Origin of the sequence: Oceanobacillus luteolus (genome assembly GCF_023715655.1) — a bacterium.
Taxonomy (GTDB): Bacteria; Bacillota; Bacilli; order Bacillales; family Amphibacillaceae; genus Oceanobacillus; species Oceanobacillus luteolus.
In genome coordinates, this window is the sequence record NZ_JAMBON010000014.1 from 65,872 (window position 1) to 86,383 (window position 20,512).

19 protein-coding genes are annotated in these 20,512 nt (G+C 40.3%); 11 read left to right on the forward strand and 8 right to left on the reverse strand.

Translation table 11 applies throughout. The annotated features are described in order from the left end of the window. The first annotated feature begins 20 nt into the window (after window positions 1–20). The 4 genes from M3210_RS10410 (at window position 21) to hprK (ending at window position 3,567) form a co-directional block, all read left to right on the forward strand. On the forward strand, window positions 21–242 hold the full coding sequence (locus M3210_RS10410; RefSeq protein WP_251514089.1) for a DUF2829 domain-containing protein: 222 nt from the start codon (window positions 21–23) through the stop codon (window positions 240–242). Between the two features lie 129 nt (window positions 243–371). Continuing rightward, a complete protein-coding gene (locus tag M3210_RS10415) occupies window positions 372–1,127 on the forward strand; it encodes a 3-oxoacyl-ACP reductase (RefSeq protein WP_251514091.1) in 756 nt (251 codons plus the stop codon). Window positions 1,128–1,983: 856 nt separating this feature from the next. Then, on the forward strand, window positions 1,984–2,502 hold the full coding sequence (locus M3210_RS10420; RefSeq protein ID WP_349774343.1) for a QueT transporter family protein: 519 nt from the start codon (window positions 1,984–1,986) through the stop codon (window positions 2,500–2,502). A gap of 150 nt (window positions 2,503–2,652) precedes the next feature. Next, complete coding sequence (gene hprK / locus M3210_RS10425) at window positions 2,653–3,567, forward strand: HPr(Ser) kinase/phosphatase (protein WP_251514094.1); 915 nt, start codon at window positions 2,653–2,655, stop codon at window positions 3,565–3,567. A 187-nt stretch (window positions 3,568–3,754) separates the two neighbouring features. On the opposite strand, the gene M3210_RS10430 is transcribed toward hprK, so the two are convergent. Both M3210_RS10430 and M3210_RS10435 read right to left on the reverse strand, forming a co-directional pair. Continuing rightward, the gene (locus M3210_RS10430) at window positions 3,755–4,642 is read right to left on the reverse strand and encodes a helix-turn-helix domain-containing protein (protein WP_251514104.1); all 888 of its coding nucleotides are present in this window, start codon (window positions 4,640–4,642) and stop codon (window positions 3,755–3,757) included. A 171-nt stretch (window positions 4,643–4,813) separates the two neighbouring features. Further along, window positions 4,814–6,226: a LysM peptidoglycan-binding domain-containing protein gene (locus M3210_RS10435; protein WP_251514106.1), complete on the reverse strand. Its 1,413-nt coding sequence runs from the start codon at window positions 6,224–6,226 to the stop codon at window positions 4,814–4,816. A 302-nt stretch (window positions 6,227–6,528) separates the two neighbouring features. Here M3210_RS10435 and M3210_RS10440 point away from each other — a divergent pair, with 302 nt between their 5' ends. Both M3210_RS10440 and M3210_RS10445 read left to right on the forward strand, forming a co-directional pair. Next, window positions 6,529–7,761, forward strand: a complete 1,233-nt coding sequence (locus tag M3210_RS10440; protein ID WP_251514109.1) for an MFS transporter — start codon at window positions 6,529–6,531, stop codon at window positions 7,759–7,761. Window positions 7,762–7,888: 127 nt separating this feature from the next. Next, window positions 7,889–8,494 (forward strand): YpjP family protein, encoded by a 606-nt coding sequence (locus M3210_RS10445; RefSeq protein WP_251514111.1) that lies wholly within the window; start codon window positions 7,889–7,891, stop codon window positions 8,492–8,494. A gap of 196 nt (window positions 8,495–8,690) precedes the next feature. Here M3210_RS10445 and M3210_RS10450 read toward each other — a convergent pair whose 3' ends face one another. Then, on the reverse strand, window positions 8,691–9,401 hold the full coding sequence (locus M3210_RS10450) for an NAD-dependent protein deacylase (RefSeq protein WP_251514113.1): 711 nt from the start codon (window positions 9,399–9,401) through the stop codon (window positions 8,691–8,693). Window positions 9,402–9,633: 232 nt separating this feature from the next. Between M3210_RS10450 and htpG the strand changes: the two genes are divergently transcribed. Beyond that, entirely contained in the window at window positions 9,634–11,517 is a 1,884-nt protein-coding gene (gene htpG, locus M3210_RS10455; RefSeq protein WP_251514115.1) for a molecular chaperone HtpG, read from the forward strand. Between the two features lie 311 nt (window positions 11,518–11,828). On the opposite strand, the gene M3210_RS10460 is transcribed toward htpG, so the two are convergent. The 4 genes from M3210_RS10460 to M3210_RS10475 are packed head-to-tail and all read right to left on the reverse strand — an operon-like array spanning window position 11,829 to window position 15,597. After that, the gene (locus tag M3210_RS10460) at window positions 11,829–12,896 is read right to left on the reverse strand and encodes an ABC transporter substrate-binding protein (protein WP_251514117.1); all 1,068 of its coding nucleotides are present in this window, start codon (window positions 12,894–12,896) and stop codon (window positions 11,829–11,831) included. Beyond that, entirely contained in the window at window positions 12,893–13,693 is an 801-nt protein-coding gene (locus tag M3210_RS10465; protein ID WP_251514119.1) for an ABC transporter permease, read from the reverse strand. Before M3210_RS10465 ends, M3210_RS10460 begins: the two co-directional genes overlap by 4 nt. A gap of 1 nt (window position 13,694) precedes the next feature. Further along, entirely contained in the window at window positions 13,695–14,498 is an 804-nt protein-coding gene (locus M3210_RS10470; RefSeq protein ID WP_251514122.1) for an ABC transporter permease, read from the reverse strand. Then, the gene (locus M3210_RS10475) at window positions 14,491–15,597 is read right to left on the reverse strand and encodes an ABC transporter ATP-binding protein (protein WP_251514124.1); all 1,107 of its coding nucleotides are present in this window, start codon (window positions 15,595–15,597) and stop codon (window positions 14,491–14,493) included. The genes M3210_RS10470 and M3210_RS10475 overlap by 8 nt, the downstream gene beginning before the upstream one ends. A gap of 682 nt (window positions 15,598–16,279) precedes the next feature. Between M3210_RS10475 and M3210_RS10480 the strand changes: the two genes are divergently transcribed. From M3210_RS10480 to alr, 4 genes are all read left to right on the forward strand, one after another. Next, window positions 16,280–16,897 carry a TetR/AcrR family transcriptional regulator gene (locus M3210_RS10480; RefSeq protein WP_251514126.1) on the forward strand — a complete coding sequence of 206 codons (618 nt, stop codon included), beginning with the start codon at window positions 16,280–16,282 and terminating at the stop codon, window positions 16,895–16,897. Between the two features lie 39 nt (window positions 16,898–16,936). Continuing rightward, window positions 16,937–17,347: a Spx/MgsR family RNA polymerase-binding regulatory protein gene (locus M3210_RS10485; RefSeq protein ID WP_251514129.1), complete on the forward strand. Its 411-nt coding sequence runs from the start codon at window positions 16,937–16,939 to the stop codon at window positions 17,345–17,347. Window positions 17,348–17,353: 6 nt separating this feature from the next. Next, window positions 17,354–17,638 (forward strand): hypothetical protein, encoded by a 285-nt coding sequence (locus M3210_RS10490; RefSeq protein ID WP_251514132.1) that lies wholly within the window; start codon window positions 17,354–17,356, stop codon window positions 17,636–17,638. A gap of 101 nt (window positions 17,639–17,739) precedes the next feature. Continuing rightward, window positions 17,740–18,864, forward strand: a complete 1,125-nt coding sequence (gene alr / locus M3210_RS10495) for an alanine racemase (protein ID WP_251514134.1) — start codon at window positions 17,740–17,742, stop codon at window positions 18,862–18,864. A gap of 48 nt (window positions 18,865–18,912) precedes the next feature. On the opposite strand, the gene M3210_RS10500 is transcribed toward alr, so the two are convergent. Next, window positions 18,913–19,965, reverse strand: a complete 1,053-nt coding sequence (locus M3210_RS10500) for a YkvI family membrane protein (RefSeq protein ID WP_251514137.1) — start codon at window positions 19,963–19,965, stop codon at window positions 18,913–18,915. Window positions 19,966–20,512: the final 547 nt, after the last annotated feature.

Here is a 20,512-nt window from a genome sequence, read left to right on the forward strand (position 1 = left end):
TATAAGAAAGGATGGTTCGAATGAAGTTTGAAGAAGTTTTACCGCGTTTACGTTCGGGCGAAAAAGTGATCCGTACTGGTTGGCCAGGTGCAGAACTTTATGTGAAGCTTGTTGGAGAAAGTGAAATTGATGGTGAAAAGTTGAATCCATATTTATTAATAAATGTAGAAGGGGAAGGGTATACAATGTTTACCCCGACCGTTTGCGATTTGCTGGCAGAAGACTGGGAAATCGTAAAATAAAATTGAGCCTATTTTTGCATGGGCTCTTTTTTATTAGGGTAGATTCAAAGGTGTAAGCTTCGTGAAGCAGTTATCAAGTTGGAGATTGACGTGGCTGTTCCACAAAAATATATAAAAGGATGATGATGGTTGAATTTCTCAGAGTACGAAGGAAAGACGGTTTTTATTACAGGTGCTTCATCAGGGATTGGCTATGCGCAGGCAGAGGCTTTTCTTAAGCAAGGGGCATGTGTGTTTGCGATAGATCGGAATGAGGTCGGCTTACAAGAATTGAAACAGGCTTATCCCGATCAGTTCGCCTATCGCTGTACCAATGTGGCTGATGTCGAGGAAGTGGCTGAAAGTGTTCATCAAGCGCTTCAAGAGTATGTGCGCATCGATATTCTCGTAAATACGGCAGGTATTCTCGATGATTATAAAACAACACTTGAAACGACTGAGGAATTATGGGATGAGATTTTCAATACGAACGTTAAAGGAATCTATTATGTGACGAATTACATACTTCCCCATATGCTGAAATGGAAGCAGGGAGTGATTGTAAATACAGCATCGATTGCAGGGTTGGTCGCTGGTGGTGGCGGAGCAGCATACACAGCTTCCAAACATGCCATTATTGGGTATACAAAACAGCTCGCTTATGATTTTAGTAAAAAAGGAATTCGGGCCAATGCAATAGCACCAGGTGCAATTCGTACTCCAATGAATGCGAGTGATTTCGCTAATGGTGGGGAAATGGCAAAGTGGGTGGAAGAGGAAACCCCTGCTGGACGCTGGGCCGAACCAGAAGAAGTGGCGAATACAACTCTCTTCCTTGCCAGTAGTGCTGCGGATTATATCCACGGTGCCGTTCTCCCGATTGATGGCGGCTGGACAATTAAGTAAGAGGAGATGCGATAAGTATTAGCATTTTTAAATATTCTACTGATTTATTCTATGGAACGTATTGCGGGGATTACATGAATACTCCTCGCGTTCGATTAGAAGGGATGATTCAGATTTCGTAGCACGTGAGAACGTCTTGCGTTTGATTAGAATTGAATACATAAGACACGTAGCACGTGAGGAGGTCTTGCGTTCGATTAGAAGTGAATTCATAAGACTTCATAGCACGTGAGGAGGTCTTGCGTTCGATTAGAATTGAATTCATAAGACTTCATAGCACGTGAGGAGGTCTTGCGTTCGATTAGAATTGAATTCATAAGACACGTAGCACGTGAGGAGGTCTTGCGTTCGATTAGAAGTGAATTCATAAGACTTCATAGCACGTGAGGAGGTCTTGCGTTCGATTAGAATTGAATTCATAAGACTTCATAGCACGTGAGAGAGTCTTGCGTTTGATTAGAAGTGAATTCATAAGACTTCATAGCACGTGAGAGAGTCTTGCGTTTGATTAGAAGTGAATTCATAAGACTCGTAGCACGCAAGAACCTCTCGCGTTCGACTAGAAGAGGATTATTAAAACCTCGTAGCGCATGAGAAGCTCTTACTTACGTTCGAATAAAGGAAAACCACAAGGATTCTCACAATACGTTATCCTCTGTAGGAAGAAAGGCTCCAAGCAAAAGATGCTTGGGGCTTTTTTGTATTTTCCCAATTTAGGAACCCACTATGCAATCGAGATGCTATCTGTTATACTGGCAAAGCGAGCTTTTTTCTGCTCGTATTATGGCACTTCTGTCCTTTGGCCATAATTATTACTAAAATAGCACATCGCTATTTTACAAAGGAGATGATAAAAGTGAATCAAACTACTGTGTACCGCGAGGAAGAATCCCTCACCTCAGTTCAGAGTCTGACGAAAATTGGACTTGTTACTGCATTGTATGTAGCTGTAACCTTCATCTTTTCTGCTATCAGCTTCGGAGCATTCCAGCTCCGTCTATCCGAGATGTTCAATTATCTAGCTATATTTCATAAACGTTATATCGTTGCAGTATTCTTAGGTGTGGTCATTTCAAACTTCTTATGGTCGCCAATGAAGTTCATTGATGTACCAGTTGGAGGATTAGCAACGCTTCTCACACTGATCGTCGTCAGGACAGTGACGAACAGAATGAAGAATCTTAAAGCGAAATTTGTGGTAACTGCAATTATTGTTGTTATATCCATGTTTACTATTGCAATCCAACTCGTTATTGTTGGGGGCTATCCATTCTGGCTGACTTACCTTGGTATTGCCATGGGTGAACTCGTAGCTATGACTATTGGCGGATTCATCATGTACTATGTTAGTAGAAAAATCGATTTTACAAAATAATACGAAAGCCAGGTTCCTATATTGGACCTGGCTTTTTCTGGTATGAACAAAATTCTATTCTACCCTTACTATCTATGGCATAATATTGTATAATAAATACAATTATCTGTGAAACGGAAAACAATAGAAAAATAGAATTGGGTGGACAAATTGAAAACGGTTAGTGTAGGGAAAATTGCTCAGGTATTGTCATTGGAGATTTTAGCAGGGGAAAATAATTTAGGCAGTAAAGTTTCAAAGAATAAAGCGCATCGACCAGGGCTTGAGTTTATTGGTCACTTTGATTTTTTCCCGATGGAGCGGGTACAAGTACTTGGTCTGGCGGAAATCACTTATTTAAAACAACTAAGTGAAGAGGAAAGAAAGCTTCGAATAGGTAATATTGTCAATTACCATCCGCCATGCTTTATTGTGACGCGTGGTCAGGAAGAACTCACTTATTTGGTGCAGTATTGTGAACAAGAGAACATTCCATTGCTTCGGACGAATGATTCTACTTACGAATTTATCGCCAAACTGGATGCTTATTTGGCTAAAGCGCTTGCTGAGGAAATTGCCGTGCCTGGAGTCTGCCTCAATGTGTTCGGGATTGGAATTCTGCTTCGCGGTGAATCAGGAATTGGAAAAAGTGAAACTGCCTATACACTTATTGGCAGGGGACATCGCCTCGTAGCAGATGATATTGTTGTGCTTAGAAAACTAAGCCACCAAACGATTCTTGGGACACATAATGAGATGAACAAAGAATTTCTCGCGCTCCGCAGTGTCGGTTTATTGAATATCGTAAAGGTTTATGGAAATAAAGCTTTTCAAGATGAAACAAGAATCGCACTGGATATTGAATTGACGAAGTGGGGAGAAAATGAACTCCATAACGATCTCGAAATGAAAACGGAGTATACGAACTATATGGGAGTAGAAATCCCGCATATTAAAATTCAGCTTCAGCCAGGCCGTGATGTTGCCGGCTTAATAGAAGCGGCTGCAAACAGTTGGGTATTAAAGCAACAAGGATACAGTGCTGCCGAGGAATTTATTAACCGTACGGAGAACTATAATAACTGAATCGAGAAGTACACCACATAAAAAGCAGAGGTTACCCATCCTCTGCTTTTTAAATTTCGTGTTCATCTCTATCTTCACCGAATAAAAATTCAAATCCTATCATAAAGGTTACTGCATTAGCAATCAGCAATAAGATTGAAAGGAATCTCTTCATATTAAATTCTCCTTCATATCAGGCATCTTGTAGTTAATCTTCGAAATTTAAATTAACAGGTTCGCTAGATAATTCCTCATTGGAATTATTCTCTGTCACCGGAACACTTTCGTCTACTATTTCAAATGTAAGTTCGTCCATCCAAACTTGACCTTGTCCGTTCAATAATATCCCAAACGAAATCACTTCGCTTTTTACTGGAACATCCAACACAATGCTGAAATGATTCCATTCATTCGTTCCTGTGATTGGGCGATTCATCATATTGTCGAAAGCAAGTACTTCCCCGGAAGAGTGATCGATACGCATCCATAATCCGGCTGAGCCTTTTACCTCCTTACTTTTAACAAATGCGGAAAAGCGAAGTCTCTCACCTCGGTAGCGATCTGCCTTGATTTGCTGCATCAATGTCGCGAAACCTCGAGCTCTTTCATCTTTTGATCTTAAAAATGCCGAGTAATTACCACTATGGACTATTCTATTATCCAAACCTGTCTCATAATCAGATGGTGTGTCTCCTGTCATAATCCAACCGGCAGGAGTATTGTTCGCTTCAACCATGTTCATTTCTCCTTTATCATTTAGTTTCCTGAGTAATTTTCGATAACGTCCCGGTGTCACGTCGTACTCCTTCTTAAAGGCTCTTGTGAAGGCTTCCTGTGAACCGAATCGGTAATCCAACGCAATATCTATTATTCTTTTATCTGTAGAAATTAAATCACTTGCTGCCTGAGACATCCGGCGTGTCCTTATATAGTCTTTGACTGATTTACCGGTGATCCTCCGGAAAATACGTTGGAAATGAAACTTCGAATAACCGGCTTGTTCTGCTAAAGAATGGAGCTGTAATTTATCTGTCAGATGTTTTTCAATAAAAATCAATATTTGTTGAATGGTTTTTTCATGCTCTTGATAGGACAAACCGGACACCTCCTAATCTTTTGTCTTAAGTATATCTAAAAATAATTATGGAAACTTGATAATTTGTGCTAATGTTATAATCCAACCAATACAAAAAGACGAATTCTCTTTCAAATTCGCCATCTAAGTATCTTGCTATTTTATTGGGGTGTGCTTGCCACGTTCTTCGTTTTATAATCTTTTCCTAACCAAAAAGTTCTCCCTTAACAGCTCCCAGTTTTGTGGGAACGGATAACCAAGCACCCAATAACTGATCCCGCCAAGTCCATATTCTTTTGCTAAATCAAATTTGGCTTGTGCACTTCTTGCATCTTCAAACCAAACCTCGTGCTCCACCCCTTCCTCATCCACATACCGGAAAAAGGGGGATGCTGCGACCTCGTCATATTGAATCTCTGCATTATATCTCGTCGCCCGTTCAATCGCTTCCTGGGAACTGAAGTTTTCTGCAACTTGACCTTCTGCATGGGGCAGCTTCCAGTCTCTTGCATAAATTTCAAAACCGAGGAATATCTTTTCGGCAGGGATTTCCGTTAACGCATATTCCACGACTCTTCGCATTTGATTAATCGGTGAAATCGCTTGGGGAGGTCCGTATATATATCCCCATTCATATGTCATTAAGACAACGAAATCCGCAAGTCGCCCATGTGCTTCATAATCATGTGCCTCATACAATAATCCGGTTTGATCAGCGCTTGTTTTTGGGGCGAGCGCCGTGGATACGAAATAACCTTCAGGATGCAACCGATCGACGGCAAGCTGAATGAAGGTGTTATAACGTTCCCGGTCCTCGGGCAACACGTATTCAAAATCGATATTCAATCCCTGATATCCCTTTTCCTTCATCACCGCTAAAATATTATCAAGCAAAGTATTCATTAATTCTTCACTAGAAAGAATCGTATGTGTCACGCTAGATCCTTCATCCTCTGGGGTGAAATTTAATATCGACATCATCGGTACGATGTTCTCTTCATAACTTGCCGCAATCATTAAAACATCCTCAAACGGTTCCATGCTTCCATCTGACTGGACCAAATACGCAAAAGGGCTTGCAATCGTTAATAGTTCTCCAACCTCCCGTATAGACTGGGCCCCTTCTGCATCTGGTTGATAGGAATAGGCATTGACCTCAATAATTGGTTTTTCCCGAGGGATATATAATGTTTGTCCGCTGAAAATAGGATCGGTTATCGTCAGCGCATTTTCTTGTGCCAGTGAATAAATGGATACGCCGTAGAGACTTGCAATAGTAGCAAGAGTCTCTCCTTGTTGTACTTCATGACTTTGCAATGGTACATAGATTTTCATACCAGGCATAAGAGCTGTGGGGTCTATATTTGGATTGGCATTCAAAATAGAGTTTAAAGGTATTCGATAATTACCGGCAATGCTCCACATGCTTTCTCCCGCTAGTACGGTATGCCAAGTTCCTTTGATTGGAATAAGTAGCGCCAAACCAATGACAAGCCGATTTGGATCAGGTAATTCGTTTACTGCTATTAATTGATTGAGGTCAACCTGATACCGCTGAGCAAGGTCATATAATTGATCCCCAGCCTTGACAACATGGATAATCAAAACACTTTCCTCCTCTTTTCTAACTATTTATCGTATATGAATGGCTGTCATATTCCGGCTCAAATGATGAAGACAGGATACACAGCTCGCAATTCGTTCTAATGAATGAAGAAGATCATTTTATCCTATGTTTTTACTTATGAAAATGTGTATATGCCTAAAAAGCCGGACACGAGGGAGGAGTGGGCTGTTAACCATTTACAATTCATTTAAAAAGCTCTAAACTATTTAGGGACACGAAGTAATTTTGTGTGGGTGAATTCCATGCAATTTTACTAAATAACTAAGGGCGGCGAAAAAAATTGACTTTTCTACAAGAGTGGGTTGGGCAATTCCGGACCTATAACCGCAATATTAAATTGGCGATCTTGGCAAATATATTTACACAAATCGGCCTTGGGGCGTTCATGGTCGTATATAATTTCTATATTCGAGCACTTGGCTTACCTCAACAGGTAAACGGGGAAATAATTGCTTTAACTTCCTTAGCTACAGCCATTATCTTAGTACCGGCTGGAATTATGAGTGATCGGCTCGGTCGGAAGAAGGTAATGGCTGCTGGTGTAGTAATCGGTGGCGTTATCTTGGCTTCACGTAGTTTGGTAGAGTTGGAATCATTTCTGCTTGGAACCGGTTTTGCAACCGGGATTGCGCTCGCCTTTTTCCAAGTATCGATTATACCTTGGCTTGCAGAAAATTCTGGGACGAAGCAGCGGATCCATTTATTCAGTCTACACTCGGCGGTCATGATGGCGGCCAATGTGATCGGTAACCTGCTTGGTGGTGTAATGACGGACTTCTTTTCTTTATTCATGACTGATTTATTCAGTATTCGTTATACATTGCTTTTTGGTAGTTTGTTTTACTTTGTTTCTATTATTCCAATTATGAAAATGAAGGAGAAGCCGAGAGAGAAAAGAAATGAACAGGAAAATCCGAGCATTCGAAGATTCATGAGTAAGAATAAAACCGGATTAAAGGTTGTTGCTCTTTTTGCGGTGGCTCAACTCATTATCGGAACAGGGAGCGGACTCGTCATTCCGTATCTCAATCTCTATTTTGCCGACCGCTTTCAGGCATCGACTTCAATGATTGGAGTTATTATTGCTTTAGGGCAGGCTGCAACCGCTTTGGCGATGTTTATTGGTCCGCTCGTTGTACAGCGCCTGGGTGAGGTGAGGGCAGTGGTGACATTACAGTTGTTATCCCTGCCGTTTTTACTGCTTACCGCTTTCTCGACGAGTCTATGGATTGCGGCTATTGGTTTTCTATTTCGACAGGCATTGATGAATGCTGGTAACCCCATCCAGTCTTCCTTGATGATGTCAAAAGTAAATGACTCCATGAAGGGGCTTGCGAACTCAGTCAACCAAATGGTATTCAATCTGGGGTGGGCGTTTATGGGACCTGTCTCTACAGGAATTGTTCTTAAGTATGGTTCCTATTGGGGTTATGCCCATGTATTCAGCATTACGGCAGGAATCTATCTTGTAGGCTCTCTATACTTTTTCTTTGTTTTCCGTTCATTAAAATAGGAGGCAAGTCCAGTATACTTTCTCATCCCTTGTAATAGAATCTTAATTTAATAATTCTTTTTCCCGATAGACATTCACCTAGAAAATGTTAAAATTGTAGTAATGAAACGATTGGGAAGTGATTGCCGTGAAGTTGTGGATGAGAAAAGTATTCGTTGTACTTGTAGCCATTATGACGTTGGGCATGTACACTCCAACGACATTACTAGAAATTGAAGCGGAAGATAATAAAAATAGTCTCTCCTCAAAAGCTGATGTAGACCAAGCTGAATTGAGTCCGACCGAACAGACACTGGAAACCTATGAAACCGTGTTGGTCGAAGATTTAGAGCCTGATTATTTAAGTGAGTTGCAAGAACAGGCGAAAGTCCAAAGTCTCTTGAAATTTGGTCCAAGAATTGCTGAACAGGTAGAGGATGAGTTTTCTGAGGTTATTTTACCTAAGATGGAAGCAGTCTTGGAACAATTGGCTTCGGAAGCAGGAGAAGATGCAGTTCGCTACTACGGCATCACCGAAAAACCTTCAAAAGGCTACGGAGAGCGGATTTTTCATGTTACAGATCTTAGAACGGATGAAGATGTCGTAAGATTCCACGTCCGCCGCGACAACCGGCCCCTGGAAGGTTACTACTTCAACTTTCACTATCACCTAGGTAAAGACGACTTCAAAGAGCATCACACAATCGGCGAGATCTATTGGGATAAAAATACACCACCAAAGTGGATGGCATAATATAAAGAAGGCGCATGAATATAATTCATGCGCCTTTTTCTTTTGCGCTGCCATGCTAGCTTTTGCTGAAAGCCCATGCCAGCCGTTAAAAGCGCTCGCCGCTCCGTTAAAAGCGCTCACACCTCCGCGAAAAGCGCTCGCTCCTCCGCGAAAAGCGCTCGCCCCTCCGTCAAAAACGCTACCCTCACTTCAAACCCTAGATCTCCCCATCCAACTCCAACAACAATTCTCCAATCTTTCTATCCTGAATCACCAAATCCGCATGTCGGTCGAGTGGGGTATCATCTTGGTTCACGATTACCAATCTTGCTCCACTTTCTTTCGCAAGTATCGGAAATTGATTTGCGGGGGTAACGGTTAGGGAAGAGCCGAGGACAATAAAAAGATCCGCTTTCTCTGTTTCCTGAAGTGCGAACTCAAATGCATCTACGGGTAAACTTTCACCAAATAATACGATGGAAGGGCGCAACACGCCACCGCACTCACAATAAAATGTATCTTCTACATATTTCTCACTATTGTATTCACGTCCACATGTTTCACAATGCAATTTTTGAAGTGTACCATGTAATTCGGCAACACGTTCACTTCCTGCTAGCTGATGAAATCCATCGACATTTTGTGTTATAACCGATTGAATCAGCCCTGCTTTCTCCCACTTTGCAAGAATCTCATGCCCTTTATGAGGCCCGTATTCCTTCACACCAAGTACTCGTTCTCTGTAAAACGCAATAAATTCTTCCACGTTATGATTAAGTGCCTCCGTACTGGCAAGCTGTGATGGGTCTTTTTGTTTCCATAACCCTCTATTGGCCGAACGAAAATCAGGCAAACCGCTTTCTGTCGACATGCCAGCTCCTGTAAACACCACCGTATAATCTGCTTCCTTCAACCAATCTCTAAGCATGACTATCCCTCCTATGTAATTACCCTTAGTATACCGTAAGTGGAATTCAGGTCCACCATTGCTACCCATATCCATTGGCAAGTTAATTGACTAAAGGAAAAGGATATGGTATTAAAATAGTTGGATTAGCACTTGAGGTCGATGAGTGCTAAAATGATGTTATTCAAGTCATTAGGGAAGCAGGCACAGTATAGTTTCTCTATTTTTAAGTACATAACGGAGGAGAGAGACCATGGAAAAAAGAGAATTTCAGGCAGAATCCAAGAAGTTATTAGATATGGTGATCAACTCGATTTACTCCCAGCGGGAAGTTTTCCTGAGAGAGCTTATTTCGAATGCAAGTGATGCCATCGATAAACTGTATTACCGAGCCCTTACAGACGACAACTTAACTTTCAACAAAGACGATTACTATATTAAACTCACCCCGAATAAGGACACACGTACCTTAACAGTAACGGATACCGGAATCGGGATGACGAAGGAAGAGATGGAGAATAACCTAGGTATTATCGCGAAAAGTGGTTCCCATCAATTTAAGAAAGAAAATGAAATTAAAGATGGACATGACATTATTGGTCAATTCGGTGTCGGATTCTATGCTGCATTTATGGTTGCGGAAAAGGTGACGGTCATCAGTCGTTCTATTGACAGTGAAGAAGCTTATAAATGGGAGTCGACTGGTCCGGATGGATATACGATTGAACCGGCAGAAAAGGAAGAAGTAGGAACAGAAATCATCCTCTACATTAAAGAAAATGAAGAGGAAGAGTCCTATGACGAGTTTCTTGAAGAGTATCGCATCAGACAAATTGTGAAAAAGTACTCTGATTTCATTCGCTATCCGATCAAAATGGATGTTACGGAAAGCAAGCTGAAAGAGGGAACTGAGGACGAGTATGAAGACGTCATCACAGAAGAAACGTTGAATACGATGATTCCAATTTGGAAGAAAAACAAGAGTGAACTGACCGATGAAGACTATGAAAACTTTTATCGTGAAAAACATTATGGCTTTGATAAGCCACTAAAACATATTCATATTTCTGTTGATGGTGCCGTTCGCTATGATGCTATTCTTTATATCCCGGAAAGTGCACCATATAATTACTACACGAAAGAATATGAGAAAGGTCTAGAATTATACTCCAATGGTGTTCTGATCATGGAGAAAAGCCCAGAGCTGCTCCCGGATTACTTCAGTTTTGTAAAAGGTCTTGTTGATTCCGAGGATCTTTCCTTGAATATCTCAAGAGAGATGTTGCAGCATGACCGTCAGTTGAAAATAATCGAGAAAAATATCAATAAACGAATTAAACAACAATTAAAGCAAATTCTTACTAATGATCGTGAAGCTTATGAACGTTTCTATCAATCCTTTGGTCAACAGTTGAAATACGGAGTCTACAGTGATTTTGGACAGCATAAAGAGGTTCTGCAAGACCTCCTGTTATTCTATTCATCGAAGGAAAAGAAATTGGTCACACTGGATGAGTATGTAGAGCGCATGCCGGAGGAACAGAAATATATCTATTATGCGCAAGGAGATACGGTAGAACGGGCGGATAAACTTCCACAAACGGAATTGGTGAAAGATAAAGGCTACGAAATTCTATACTTCACAGACGAAATTGATGAATTTGCGATCCGCATGTTGATGAGTTATAAAGATAAAGAATTCAAAAACGTCTCTAGTGGCGATTTAGGTATTGAGCCAGATGAGAAGGAAAAAGAAGAAGAGAAGGAAGCGGCAAAAGAACATGAGGACCTCTTCAAGAAAATGAAAGAAGTTCTCGGAGATAAGGTGACAGATGTGCGTGCATCGAAGCGCTTGAAGTCACATCCTGTAGTCCTTACTGCTGACGGAGAAATTTCCATCGAAATGGAAAAAATCATCAATTCCATGCCAGATGACCAGCAAATTAAAGCTGATAAAGTGCTGGAGATCAACGTAAACCACGAAATCATGAATGCCCTCCAACGTGCACATGATCAAGGGGAGGAGCAGCTCAAGCTGTATACGAATCTCTTATTCAACCAAGCATTGCTCATTGAAGGGCTTCCAATTGAAGACCCGGTTGCATTCACGAATGACATGGTTAAAGTGATGCTCTAAATACGAAACGGTACTTTTCCTATTGGAAGGTACCGTTTTTTCTTCGAAGTGACTGACTGTTAAATGTTTACTGAATATTGTATGATAGTTAGTAACTTGAAATTCTCAAAGAATATCACTTGGCCAGGAAGTGACTGTGATGCAAAGGAAGTGATAAACATGCTGGAAAGTATGAATTGGATTGGTTTTCTGCCACCGATTTTATTTCTTATCATCATTGTTTTCCTCGTGTATCATGCATGGAAACGGTCTTGAAAAAGCCCCGGACGAATGAATCTCGTCCGGGGCTTTCCTCTAATTTTTGGCAATACTTAATGCATTTTAAACGTTAGGAACAGCTCATTATACAGTCCAAGCATTTCTTGGCCTAAGTTTTCATAAACCTCTAAACGCTCTGTCAGTTCAGAGGAGGGATAGAATCGTTCATCCTCTACCATCTCTTCCGGCAAATAATCTAGAGCAGCTTGATTAGGTGTGGAGTAACTTACATATTCTGTATTTATTGCTGCAATTTCCGGATCAAGCATGAAATTGATGAACTGATGGGCTCCTTCGATATTGTCGGAGGTTTTTGGAATGACCATATTATCAAACCATAGATTAGATCCTTCTTCAGGGACGACATAATCGAGTGCTTCATTTTCCCACATAATATCACGGGCGTCTCCGGACCATGCAAGGGCAACTGCTGCTTCATTGTTCGCCATGAGAAGTTTATTCTCATCACCGACAATTGCTTTCACATTCGGTGTTAACGTTTGAAGCTTTTCCAACGCTTCCTGCAAATGTTCCGGATCGGTATCATTGAGGGAATAGCCGAGGGAGTTCAAGCCCATACCCATTACTTCTCTTGCACCGTCGATCAGTAAAATTTCATTTTTCAATTCTGGATCCCATAAATCATCCCAGCTCGTAAAGGTTTTTCCAGGAAGCATTTCCGGATTGTACAAAATACCGACAGTCCCCCAAAAGTATGGCACGGAGTATTTATTCCCTTCATCAAAAGCCAAGTCTAAAAAACGCTCGTCAATATATTTCAGGTTCGGCAATTTTTCATGATCCAATTCAACGAGCAAATCTTCCTCTTTCATTTTTTCAATCATATATTCTGAAGGAACCGCGATGTCGTATGTTGTACCACCTTGCTGAACTTTAGTCATCATTGATTCATTGGAATCAAACGTCTCGTATATGACAGTAATTCCTGTTTCCTCCTCAAAACGGTCGATGAGCTCCATATCGATATAATCACCCCAGTTATATACCGTCAGTGTATCGGCACCAGAATAGCCTTGGGCAGCATTCAGCCGATCGATGATTACGAGCATGAGAGCAGAAACAAGGGCTATTGCAATAAACCCAGTCATTAATTTTTTCATCGTCTAAAGCTCCCTCCTATCCGCAGACCACTACGCTGGGTAAGCATGTAATAGATGCCTACTAATAGGATGGTGAATAGGAAAAGAATCGTAGAAAGTGCGTTGATATTTAATGAAATCCCTTGCCTTGCCATCGAATAGATTTCAACGGACAGGGTGGAGAATCCATTACCCGTCACAAAAAATGTCACGGCAAAATCATCCAAGGAATACGTGAGAGCCATGAAAAATCCAGCAAATATTCCTGGTGTAATATAAGGGAAGATAACTTTTGTAAATACATCCCAACTGCTGGCTCCTAAATCACGGGCCGCATCAATCAAGGAAGGGTTCATCTCCGCCAGCTTTGGCAACACCAGCAACACGACGATTGGTATGCTGAAAGCAATATGCGATAAAAGCACGGAATAAAATCCGAGCCGCATCCCTGCGATTGTAAATAAAATAAGGAAGGAAGCACCGATGATGACATCCGGACTCACAATCAAAACATTATTCAAGCCGAGGATCGAGCCCTTATTCTTTTTTAAAGAATGGATCCCAATTGCCCCAAACGTTCCAATTATCGTTGCAATCAGCGCAGACAACAAAGCAATCACAAGCGTATTCAACACGATGATGAGCAGCCTCGTATCTCCAAGTAATTCACGATACCAGTCAAGGGTAAATCCTTCAAACCCGCTCATAGTCCCACCGCTGTTGAATGAGTAAAAAATCAAATAAAAAATTGGCGCATACAGAATGGAAAAGACGATGATTAAGAATGTTTTTCCTGCTGCAGATGGCTTTTCACGCATATTATGCACCCCGCTTTCTAAATCCGGTCAATCGGATAATGAGAAACATGATCAATATCAAGAATACTGCAATCGTTGATCCCATCCCCCAGTCCTGAGTAACGAGAAAATGTTGCTCAATAGCTGTACCAAGGGTGATTACCCGGTTTCCTGCAATTAGTCTCGTCAACATGAATAACGAGAGGGCAGGGATAAAGACGACCTGACAACCCGTTTTCACTCCGTTTAACGTCAGTGGAAAGATGACTTTTGAAAAGGTTGTCCATCTGGAAGCGCCTAAATCATTTGCCGCATCGATCAATGTCGGGTTCAAACTGTTTAATGCATTAAAGATGGGCAGAATCATAAACGGGATGAAGATATAAACTGCTACAAATACAAAGCTAAAGTCGGTAAATAATAATTGTCTCGAACCAATTCCAATGAATTCAAGGAAATTATTTGCCGCCCCATAAGCCCCAAAAATACCAATGAATGCATAAGCTTTTAATAACAAGTTAATCCATGAAGGGACGATGATGAGCAGTAACCACAAATGTTTATGTTTTGTTTTGGTTAGTAAATATGCTGTTGGGTATGCAACCAGTAAGGAAATTAAGGTTATGAGAAACGCATACCAAAAAGAACTAAGCGTCAGTTTCAAATAGACTGATGTAAAAAATCGCTCATAATTCACTAACGAGAAATTCCCATGAATATCTAAAAAAGAATAATATAGTACGAGTAAAATTGGTGCAATGACAAAAACGATAATCCACACTGCATAAGGTACCATATACAGGTTGCGCAGGAATTTATTATCCATTTGCCTCTTCCTCCGTATACTGCTCCATACGTCGGTCGAAGTCTTCCTCCGACTCATCAAAACGCATGACATGAATAGCTTCCGGCTCGAAGTCGAGTCCAATCATATCACCGACATCCACTTTGCGTGTTGTATGGACGAGCCAATCATTACCTTCAACGTCACGGCAAGTCATCTCATAATGGACACCACGGAACAGCTTTGAATGGACGGTTACTTCAAGTTTCCCCGCACCTTTCTTCGTTATCTCCAGATCTTCCGGACGGATGACAATCTCGACCGGCTCATTCGGGGTGATTCCTCCATCTACACAGGTAAATCGCTTACCTGCGAATTCCACTAAATAATCCTCAATCATTTTACCTTTAACAATATTTGATTCTCCGATAAAGTCAGCAACGAATCGGTTAATCGGTTCATCGTAAATATCAATTGGTGTCCCGCTTTGTTGAATCTTTCCTTTATTGATGACAAATATTTCATCAGACATCGCCAACGCTTCTTCTTGGTCATGCGTAACAAAAATAAAAGTAATACCGAGACGACGCTGTAATTCTCGGAGCTCATACTGCATTTGTGTCCGTAATTTAAGATCGAGTGCAGAGAGCGGCTCGTCCAGCAAAATCACTTTTGGCTCATTCACGATCGCACGTGCAATCGCCACCCGCTGTCGCTGACCACCTGACATTTCGCTGATTTCCCTGTTCTCATATCCAGATAAGTTAACAAAGCTCAGTGCCTCTTTAACTTTTGCCTCTATAACTGATTTTTTCTCTCGTTTAATCCGCAAGCCAAAAGCAACATTTTCAAATACATTCAAATGAGGGAATAGGGCATAATCTTGAAAAACAGTATTGACCTGTCGTTTATTGGCTGGCAGATGGTTGATTTTCTTTCCATCAAAATAAACCTCCCCAGATGTGGGTTCGATAAAGCCTGCAATTAAACGTAAAATGGTCGTTTTCCCACATCCTGAAGGTCCTAGCAACGTATAAAATTTTCCGCGTTCTATTTCAAAGCTTACATTATCTAAAACAATGGTGTCATCCGCGAATGTTTTTGTAACATTCACAAATTGAATGATAGAAGCATTTTCCATTTCTGTCTCCTTTGTCATACGTCGTATAAGTCGAAAATAATTATACAACCAAACTTTTGAAAAAGAAATAATTATTTTTTTAGGTTATTTCATTGATTTGAGCTTACTGGATAGGGGCTTCAACACGTCCACAGATTAAATGTTTTCCCTAATTTTTGCAGGAATCAACCATCTATCCTAAAAATATATTTTCACAAAGATAAAGTGGGTTTACTTTCCCGAAGTGTTAAGAACGCCATGTCTCCAGGATAATAAACAACTTTTATTTTCCCGGAAAAGTTTGCATCTTATGATTTCGGGAAGTTAAAAGAGTAGTATGATCCCGAACAGAGAATAAACTCGCGTCCATGGGAAGGTAATAGAATTTCTCTTACTAAAAAAGAATAGTACCTCATGTGTTCGGGATGATAAATTACTTAAATTTCCTTACTAACTTTAATATCTCTCAAATTAGCTTTATTAATCTGATTTTCCCTAGTTGGAACACGCGCCATCCTGCTAAATAAATGCGATGCGTTTGCTAAGATAAACATATTAAGTAATAAACAAATTAATTGTGGTAAAAATAAGTAAAAAGTTAGGAATTTGCTGAAGCGCGTTGACAAATGACACTGTGTCATTTAATATAAAACTATCGAGTTGTGACACGGTGTCATTATCTGGTGGAAATGGAGGTTAGCGGATGCCTAAAGCAACATTTTTTAATCTGCCAGAAAAAAAGCGTCATTCCTTAATTAAGGCTATGGAATTAGAGTTTTCCCGGGTACCAGTATTTGAAGCTTCCATTGCAAATATCGTTAAAACAGCAGGGATATCACGAGGGAGCTTCTATCAATACTTTGAAGATAAAGAGGACGCATATTATTACATTCTTCAAGAACAAGCAAATCGGAGGAATAAGCAATTTATCGAGCAGCTTGCAAAACATGAGGGTAATCTTTTTGAAGCAATTACTGCCTTTTATTATGAACTGTTGATTGAGTTGCCAGATGACAAAGAGTATAACTTTTTCCGGAATGCGCTTCTCAATGTAACTCATCAGATTGAAAACATTTTCATTGAAATAATAGAGAGTAATGTAAAAAGAGATGGAATTAAAGAAATTTCACGGCTTATAAATAAAGATATTTTAAATATCGAATCAGATAAAGAATTGACACACCTCATCCACATTATCTCGGCGGTTGCATTTCGGAATTTCGTGGAGAAATTTACGAAAGAATTATCTGATGATGAAGCGATCGAACGGTTTAAAGTAGAAATGAAATTATTGAAAAAAGGCTTAGCTAAAACAACATAAGATTGAAACGCAAAATCTTAAAGGAATGGGGTATGATATATGACAGTGACGATTTATGGAGCTGCATGTTCATCGACAAGGAAAGCAAAGCAATGGTTTACGAAGCAAAATATCTCTTATGTGGAACGGAACATTTTAAAGAATCCGTTGACTGTATCAGAACTTCAAGGGATTTTAAGAATGACGGTGGATGGGACAGATGAAATTATCTCCACTAGGTCAAAAATTTATAAAGACTTGGATTTGGATATTGAAACACTTCCACTTCAAGAACTGCTCGAACTAATTCATCAACATCCTCGACTTTTACGGAGTCCTATTATGGTTGATGAAAAACGACTTCAAGTAGGTTATCACGAAGATGATATCCGCCAATTCCTTCCAAGGAAAACAAGGGAACGCCAATGGATGCAATGGAGACTAAATCAACTGCACCTCGCAGAAGGATAAAATCATATGTCTCAATTATTGGCTAAACAACCATATGTGAAAATTGTACGTACGGTCGATTCCATCACTCAGACTAATACAGAAGAGGAGCGGACGATGTATTTATATGAGGATCGACTGGTAACTAGGCATCGTGAGTTTGACTTCCATACCATAAACGATATGTCTTACCGATTGATAGGTCCAAAAGGCGGACTACTGTATGTACATACGAATAAAGGTGTTTTCTCCTATATGGTAAAAAGTTCTCCAGAACAGTTTGTACAAACCTTCAAGGAATATAAACAATAAGGTAGGCCTGACGAAGGTTTGCCTTATTTTTATTTGCTTCAAAAGAAGAATGGCCTGGTGTAAAATGAGAGAAAAGAGTAGTCAAAAAAGGGGATTAGGAGATGAAGCAGACGAGCTATAGAGATACTTGGGTCGAGATTTCCTTAGATGCTATTAAAGGAAATGTGGAAGCGTTCAGAAAGCATATCAATAAGAAAAGTAAACTCCTAGCAGTTGTAAAAGCGGATGGATATGGACATGGCGCAGTCGAGGTAGGGAAAGTTGCTCTAGAAGCAGGCGCCGAAGGTTTAGGAGTAGCACTGCTCGATGAAGCGCTTGAACTCCGGGAAGCTGGAATCGAAGCACCCATTCTCGTTCTTGGTTATACAAAGCCGGAAGCGGTGAAGCTGGCGATTGAAAATCACATTACGCTGACGGTCTATGGTGAGGATGTGTTGCAAGCAATCGCGAAAGCTTGTCACGAAAGCGACAAAACAGCTAAGGTTCATATTAAAGTTGATACAGGTATGACAAGGATCGGGATACAAACGAAGGAAAAAGTGCTTGATCTAGTCAAATCTCTGACTGATGAAAGAGTTGAAGTGGAAGGGATCTATACGCATTTTGCGGACGCGGATAATACAGATGAGACGTACACAAGGCAGCAATTTAAACGCTTTTTGGAAATAACGAGCTACTTAGAAGAAAATGGATATCAGATTCCGATTAAACATTGCTGTAATAGTGCGGCGACCATCAGCTACCCCGAGATGCATTTGAATATGTGCCGGGTCGGCATAAGTCTTTATGGTCTTTATCCTGGAGAACATATGAAAAAAGTCATCTCCTTAACACAAGCAATGACATTCCAGACAAAGCCGACTTTAATCAAAGAAGTTAAAACAGGTCAGCCAGTCAGCTATGGTTGTACTTATTTTCCGGAAAAGGATTCTATTGTTGCGACTTTACCAGTAGGCTATGCAGATGGACTATCCCGACAGCTTTCTAATAAAGGAGAGATGACGATTAAAGGAGATAGAGCACCGATTGTCGGAAGAGTATGCATGGATCAAACGATGATAGACGTTACCCATCTTGGACAAGTCAATGAATCGGATGTTGTCACTATTTTTGGTGATGAGTCAAAAGGGTACATATCTTTGGATGAAGTGGCAGAACGCTTAGATACGATTCACTATGAAGTTGTATGTCTAATTGGAAAAAGGGTTCCGAGAGTTTATAGATAAAGTAAGGGGCATTCAGATTTTGCTGAATGCCCCTTATAATATGTGTATTTAAATTGTACCTCTTTTGATGCGAACGAACGCTACAATTAACGCTCCAATGAGGAACAATCCAAGATATCCGATTAATGGATAGAATTTACCTACTAAGTCAGTAAATCCAATATAGCTCAAGGCGTATCCAACCACTAATGTAATGAGAAGGAAACTTTTGAATTTTGATGTTCCGACTTCAAAGAATCTTGCAGAAAAAGAGAAGAACATACTCGCTCCAGTGCTGAAGATCATCCCGAATAATACAATCGACATGATGAATCCTAATACCGGAGAAAGTTCATTCGCAAGTTGAAGCATCGGCATGTCATATCCTTCAACAGATTCAATTTTAGAAAAGATCGCCAAATGACTCAACATAATGAGGATCCCGATTCCGAGTCCTCCTGCAAATCCGCCCCATTTAGCAATTTTCTCATTACGCTCTGCTCCACCCATTACAAGTGCCATGGATGCACCAACCGCAAGATTGAAGGAAACATAGTTAACAGATGATACAAACCAGTTAGGTAATGTCGTCGGTTGCGCAAGAGCGGTTGTATTTAAGCTGGCATAAGTACTATCCTGCGTAAATATGCTGTAAATCGCAAGCATAATAAAAATTAGTGCCAGGAACGGAGTAATACTACCGATAATAGCGACAAAGCGGCCAACATTCACTAAACCGGATAATAGTATGAGCAATGTCAGTACTGTCGTCCCTACAAAATAAGGAAAACCGAATTGCTGACTTAAGTTAGATCCCGCACCAGCAATCATCACGACCCCAACCCCGAATAAGGTGAAGATAATAATATAGTCGATAACGGTTCCAATCCTTTTTCCACTAATTTCGTAGATTGCATCCCGGTGAGAAACTGTTTTCATTCTGCTTCCTACCTGCATTAAAACCATACCGAGGTAAGCGAATAAAGCTGTTGAAACTACTGCCCCAACTGTTCCTAGTAATCCAAAACTTGTGAAATACTGTAAGATTTCTTGACCTGATGCGAAGCCTGCTCCCACGATAACCCCTATGAAAGCGCTCGCAAGTTGTAAGACCTTTAACATGATATCCTCTCCAAGTCCCCTGTTTATGTTTTATCTTCTGATTATTTGTCGAATAGTTATTTGTTTCAAATCTAAAAACTATTCTTTTGATTCAATAGTATACCATATAATCTGTCAATTAGCGCAAATTTTTGTCGAATATTCGTTAAAATGATTATTTCGTCCTCCAATATCCTTTAATAATATGGTTAATCTAAAAGCTGATTAATCACTTATTGGCCGGAAAAGTTTTTCCGGAAATATGGCTGCTCCTTGCACGTTTAAATATTTTCAAGGAGTAATTCCCGACAATAGGAGAGCTCTCTTGCACATTAGAGCTGATTCTTCGAGTCCATTCTTACAATAGAAAGAGTCTCTTGCACGCTTGAACTATTTCGAGAGGTCATTTCTTACAATAGAGGCATCCTCTTGCATGTTTCAAGATAACGTCCTTATAATTGTGTAAAAAGGTATAAAAAAATAGGTCATCTTCCAGACCCATGTTAAAATATTTTCGACCAAGAAAACAACACATGGAGGTAGGAAAAGATGACCCAAATAAATATTA

Excerpts from the sequence above, each read along its gene's own strand:
- M3210_RS10410 (WP_251514089.1), top strand. The coding sequence starts at position 21 with ATGAAGTTTGAAGAAGTTTTACCGCGTTTACGTTCGGGCGAAAAAGTG.
- M3210_RS10450 (WP_251514113.1), bottom strand. The coding sequence starts at position 9,401 with ATGCTTAGAGATTGGTTGAAGGAAGCAGATTATACGGTGGTGTTTACA.
- htpG (WP_251514115.1), top strand. The coding sequence starts at position 9,634 with ATGGAAAAAAGAGAATTTCAGGCAGAATCCAAGAAGTTATTAGATATG.
- M3210_RS10460 (WP_251514117.1), bottom strand. The coding sequence starts at position 12,896 with ATGAAAAAATTAATGACTGGGTTTATTGCAATAGCCCTTGTTTCTGCT.
- M3210_RS10465 (WP_251514119.1), bottom strand. The coding sequence starts at position 13,693 with ATGCGTGAAAAGCCATCTGCAGCAGGAAAAACATTCTTAATCATCGTC.
- M3210_RS10470 (WP_251514122.1), bottom strand. The coding sequence starts at position 14,498 with ATGGATAATAAATTCCTGCGCAACCTGTATATGGTACCTTATGCAGTG.
- M3210_RS10475 (WP_251514124.1), bottom strand. The coding sequence starts at position 15,597 with ATGGAAAATGCTTCTATCATTCAATTTGTGAATGTTACAAAAACATTC.
- M3210_RS10480 (WP_251514126.1), top strand. The coding sequence starts at position 16,280 with ATGCCTAAAGCAACATTTTTTAATCTGCCAGAAAAAAAGCGTCATTCC.
- M3210_RS10485 (WP_251514129.1), top strand. The coding sequence starts at position 16,937 with ATGACAGTGACGATTTATGGAGCTGCATGTTCATCGACAAGGAAAGCA.
- M3210_RS10490 (WP_251514132.1), top strand. The coding sequence starts at position 17,354 with ATGTCTCAATTATTGGCTAAACAACCATATGTGAAAATTGTACGTACG.
- alr (WP_251514134.1), top strand. The coding sequence starts at position 17,740 with ATGAAGCAGACGAGCTATAGAGATACTTGGGTCGAGATTTCCTTAGAT.
- M3210_RS10500 (WP_251514137.1), bottom strand. The coding sequence starts at position 19,965 with ATGTTAAAGGTCTTACAACTTGCGAGCGCTTTCATAGGGGTTATCGTG.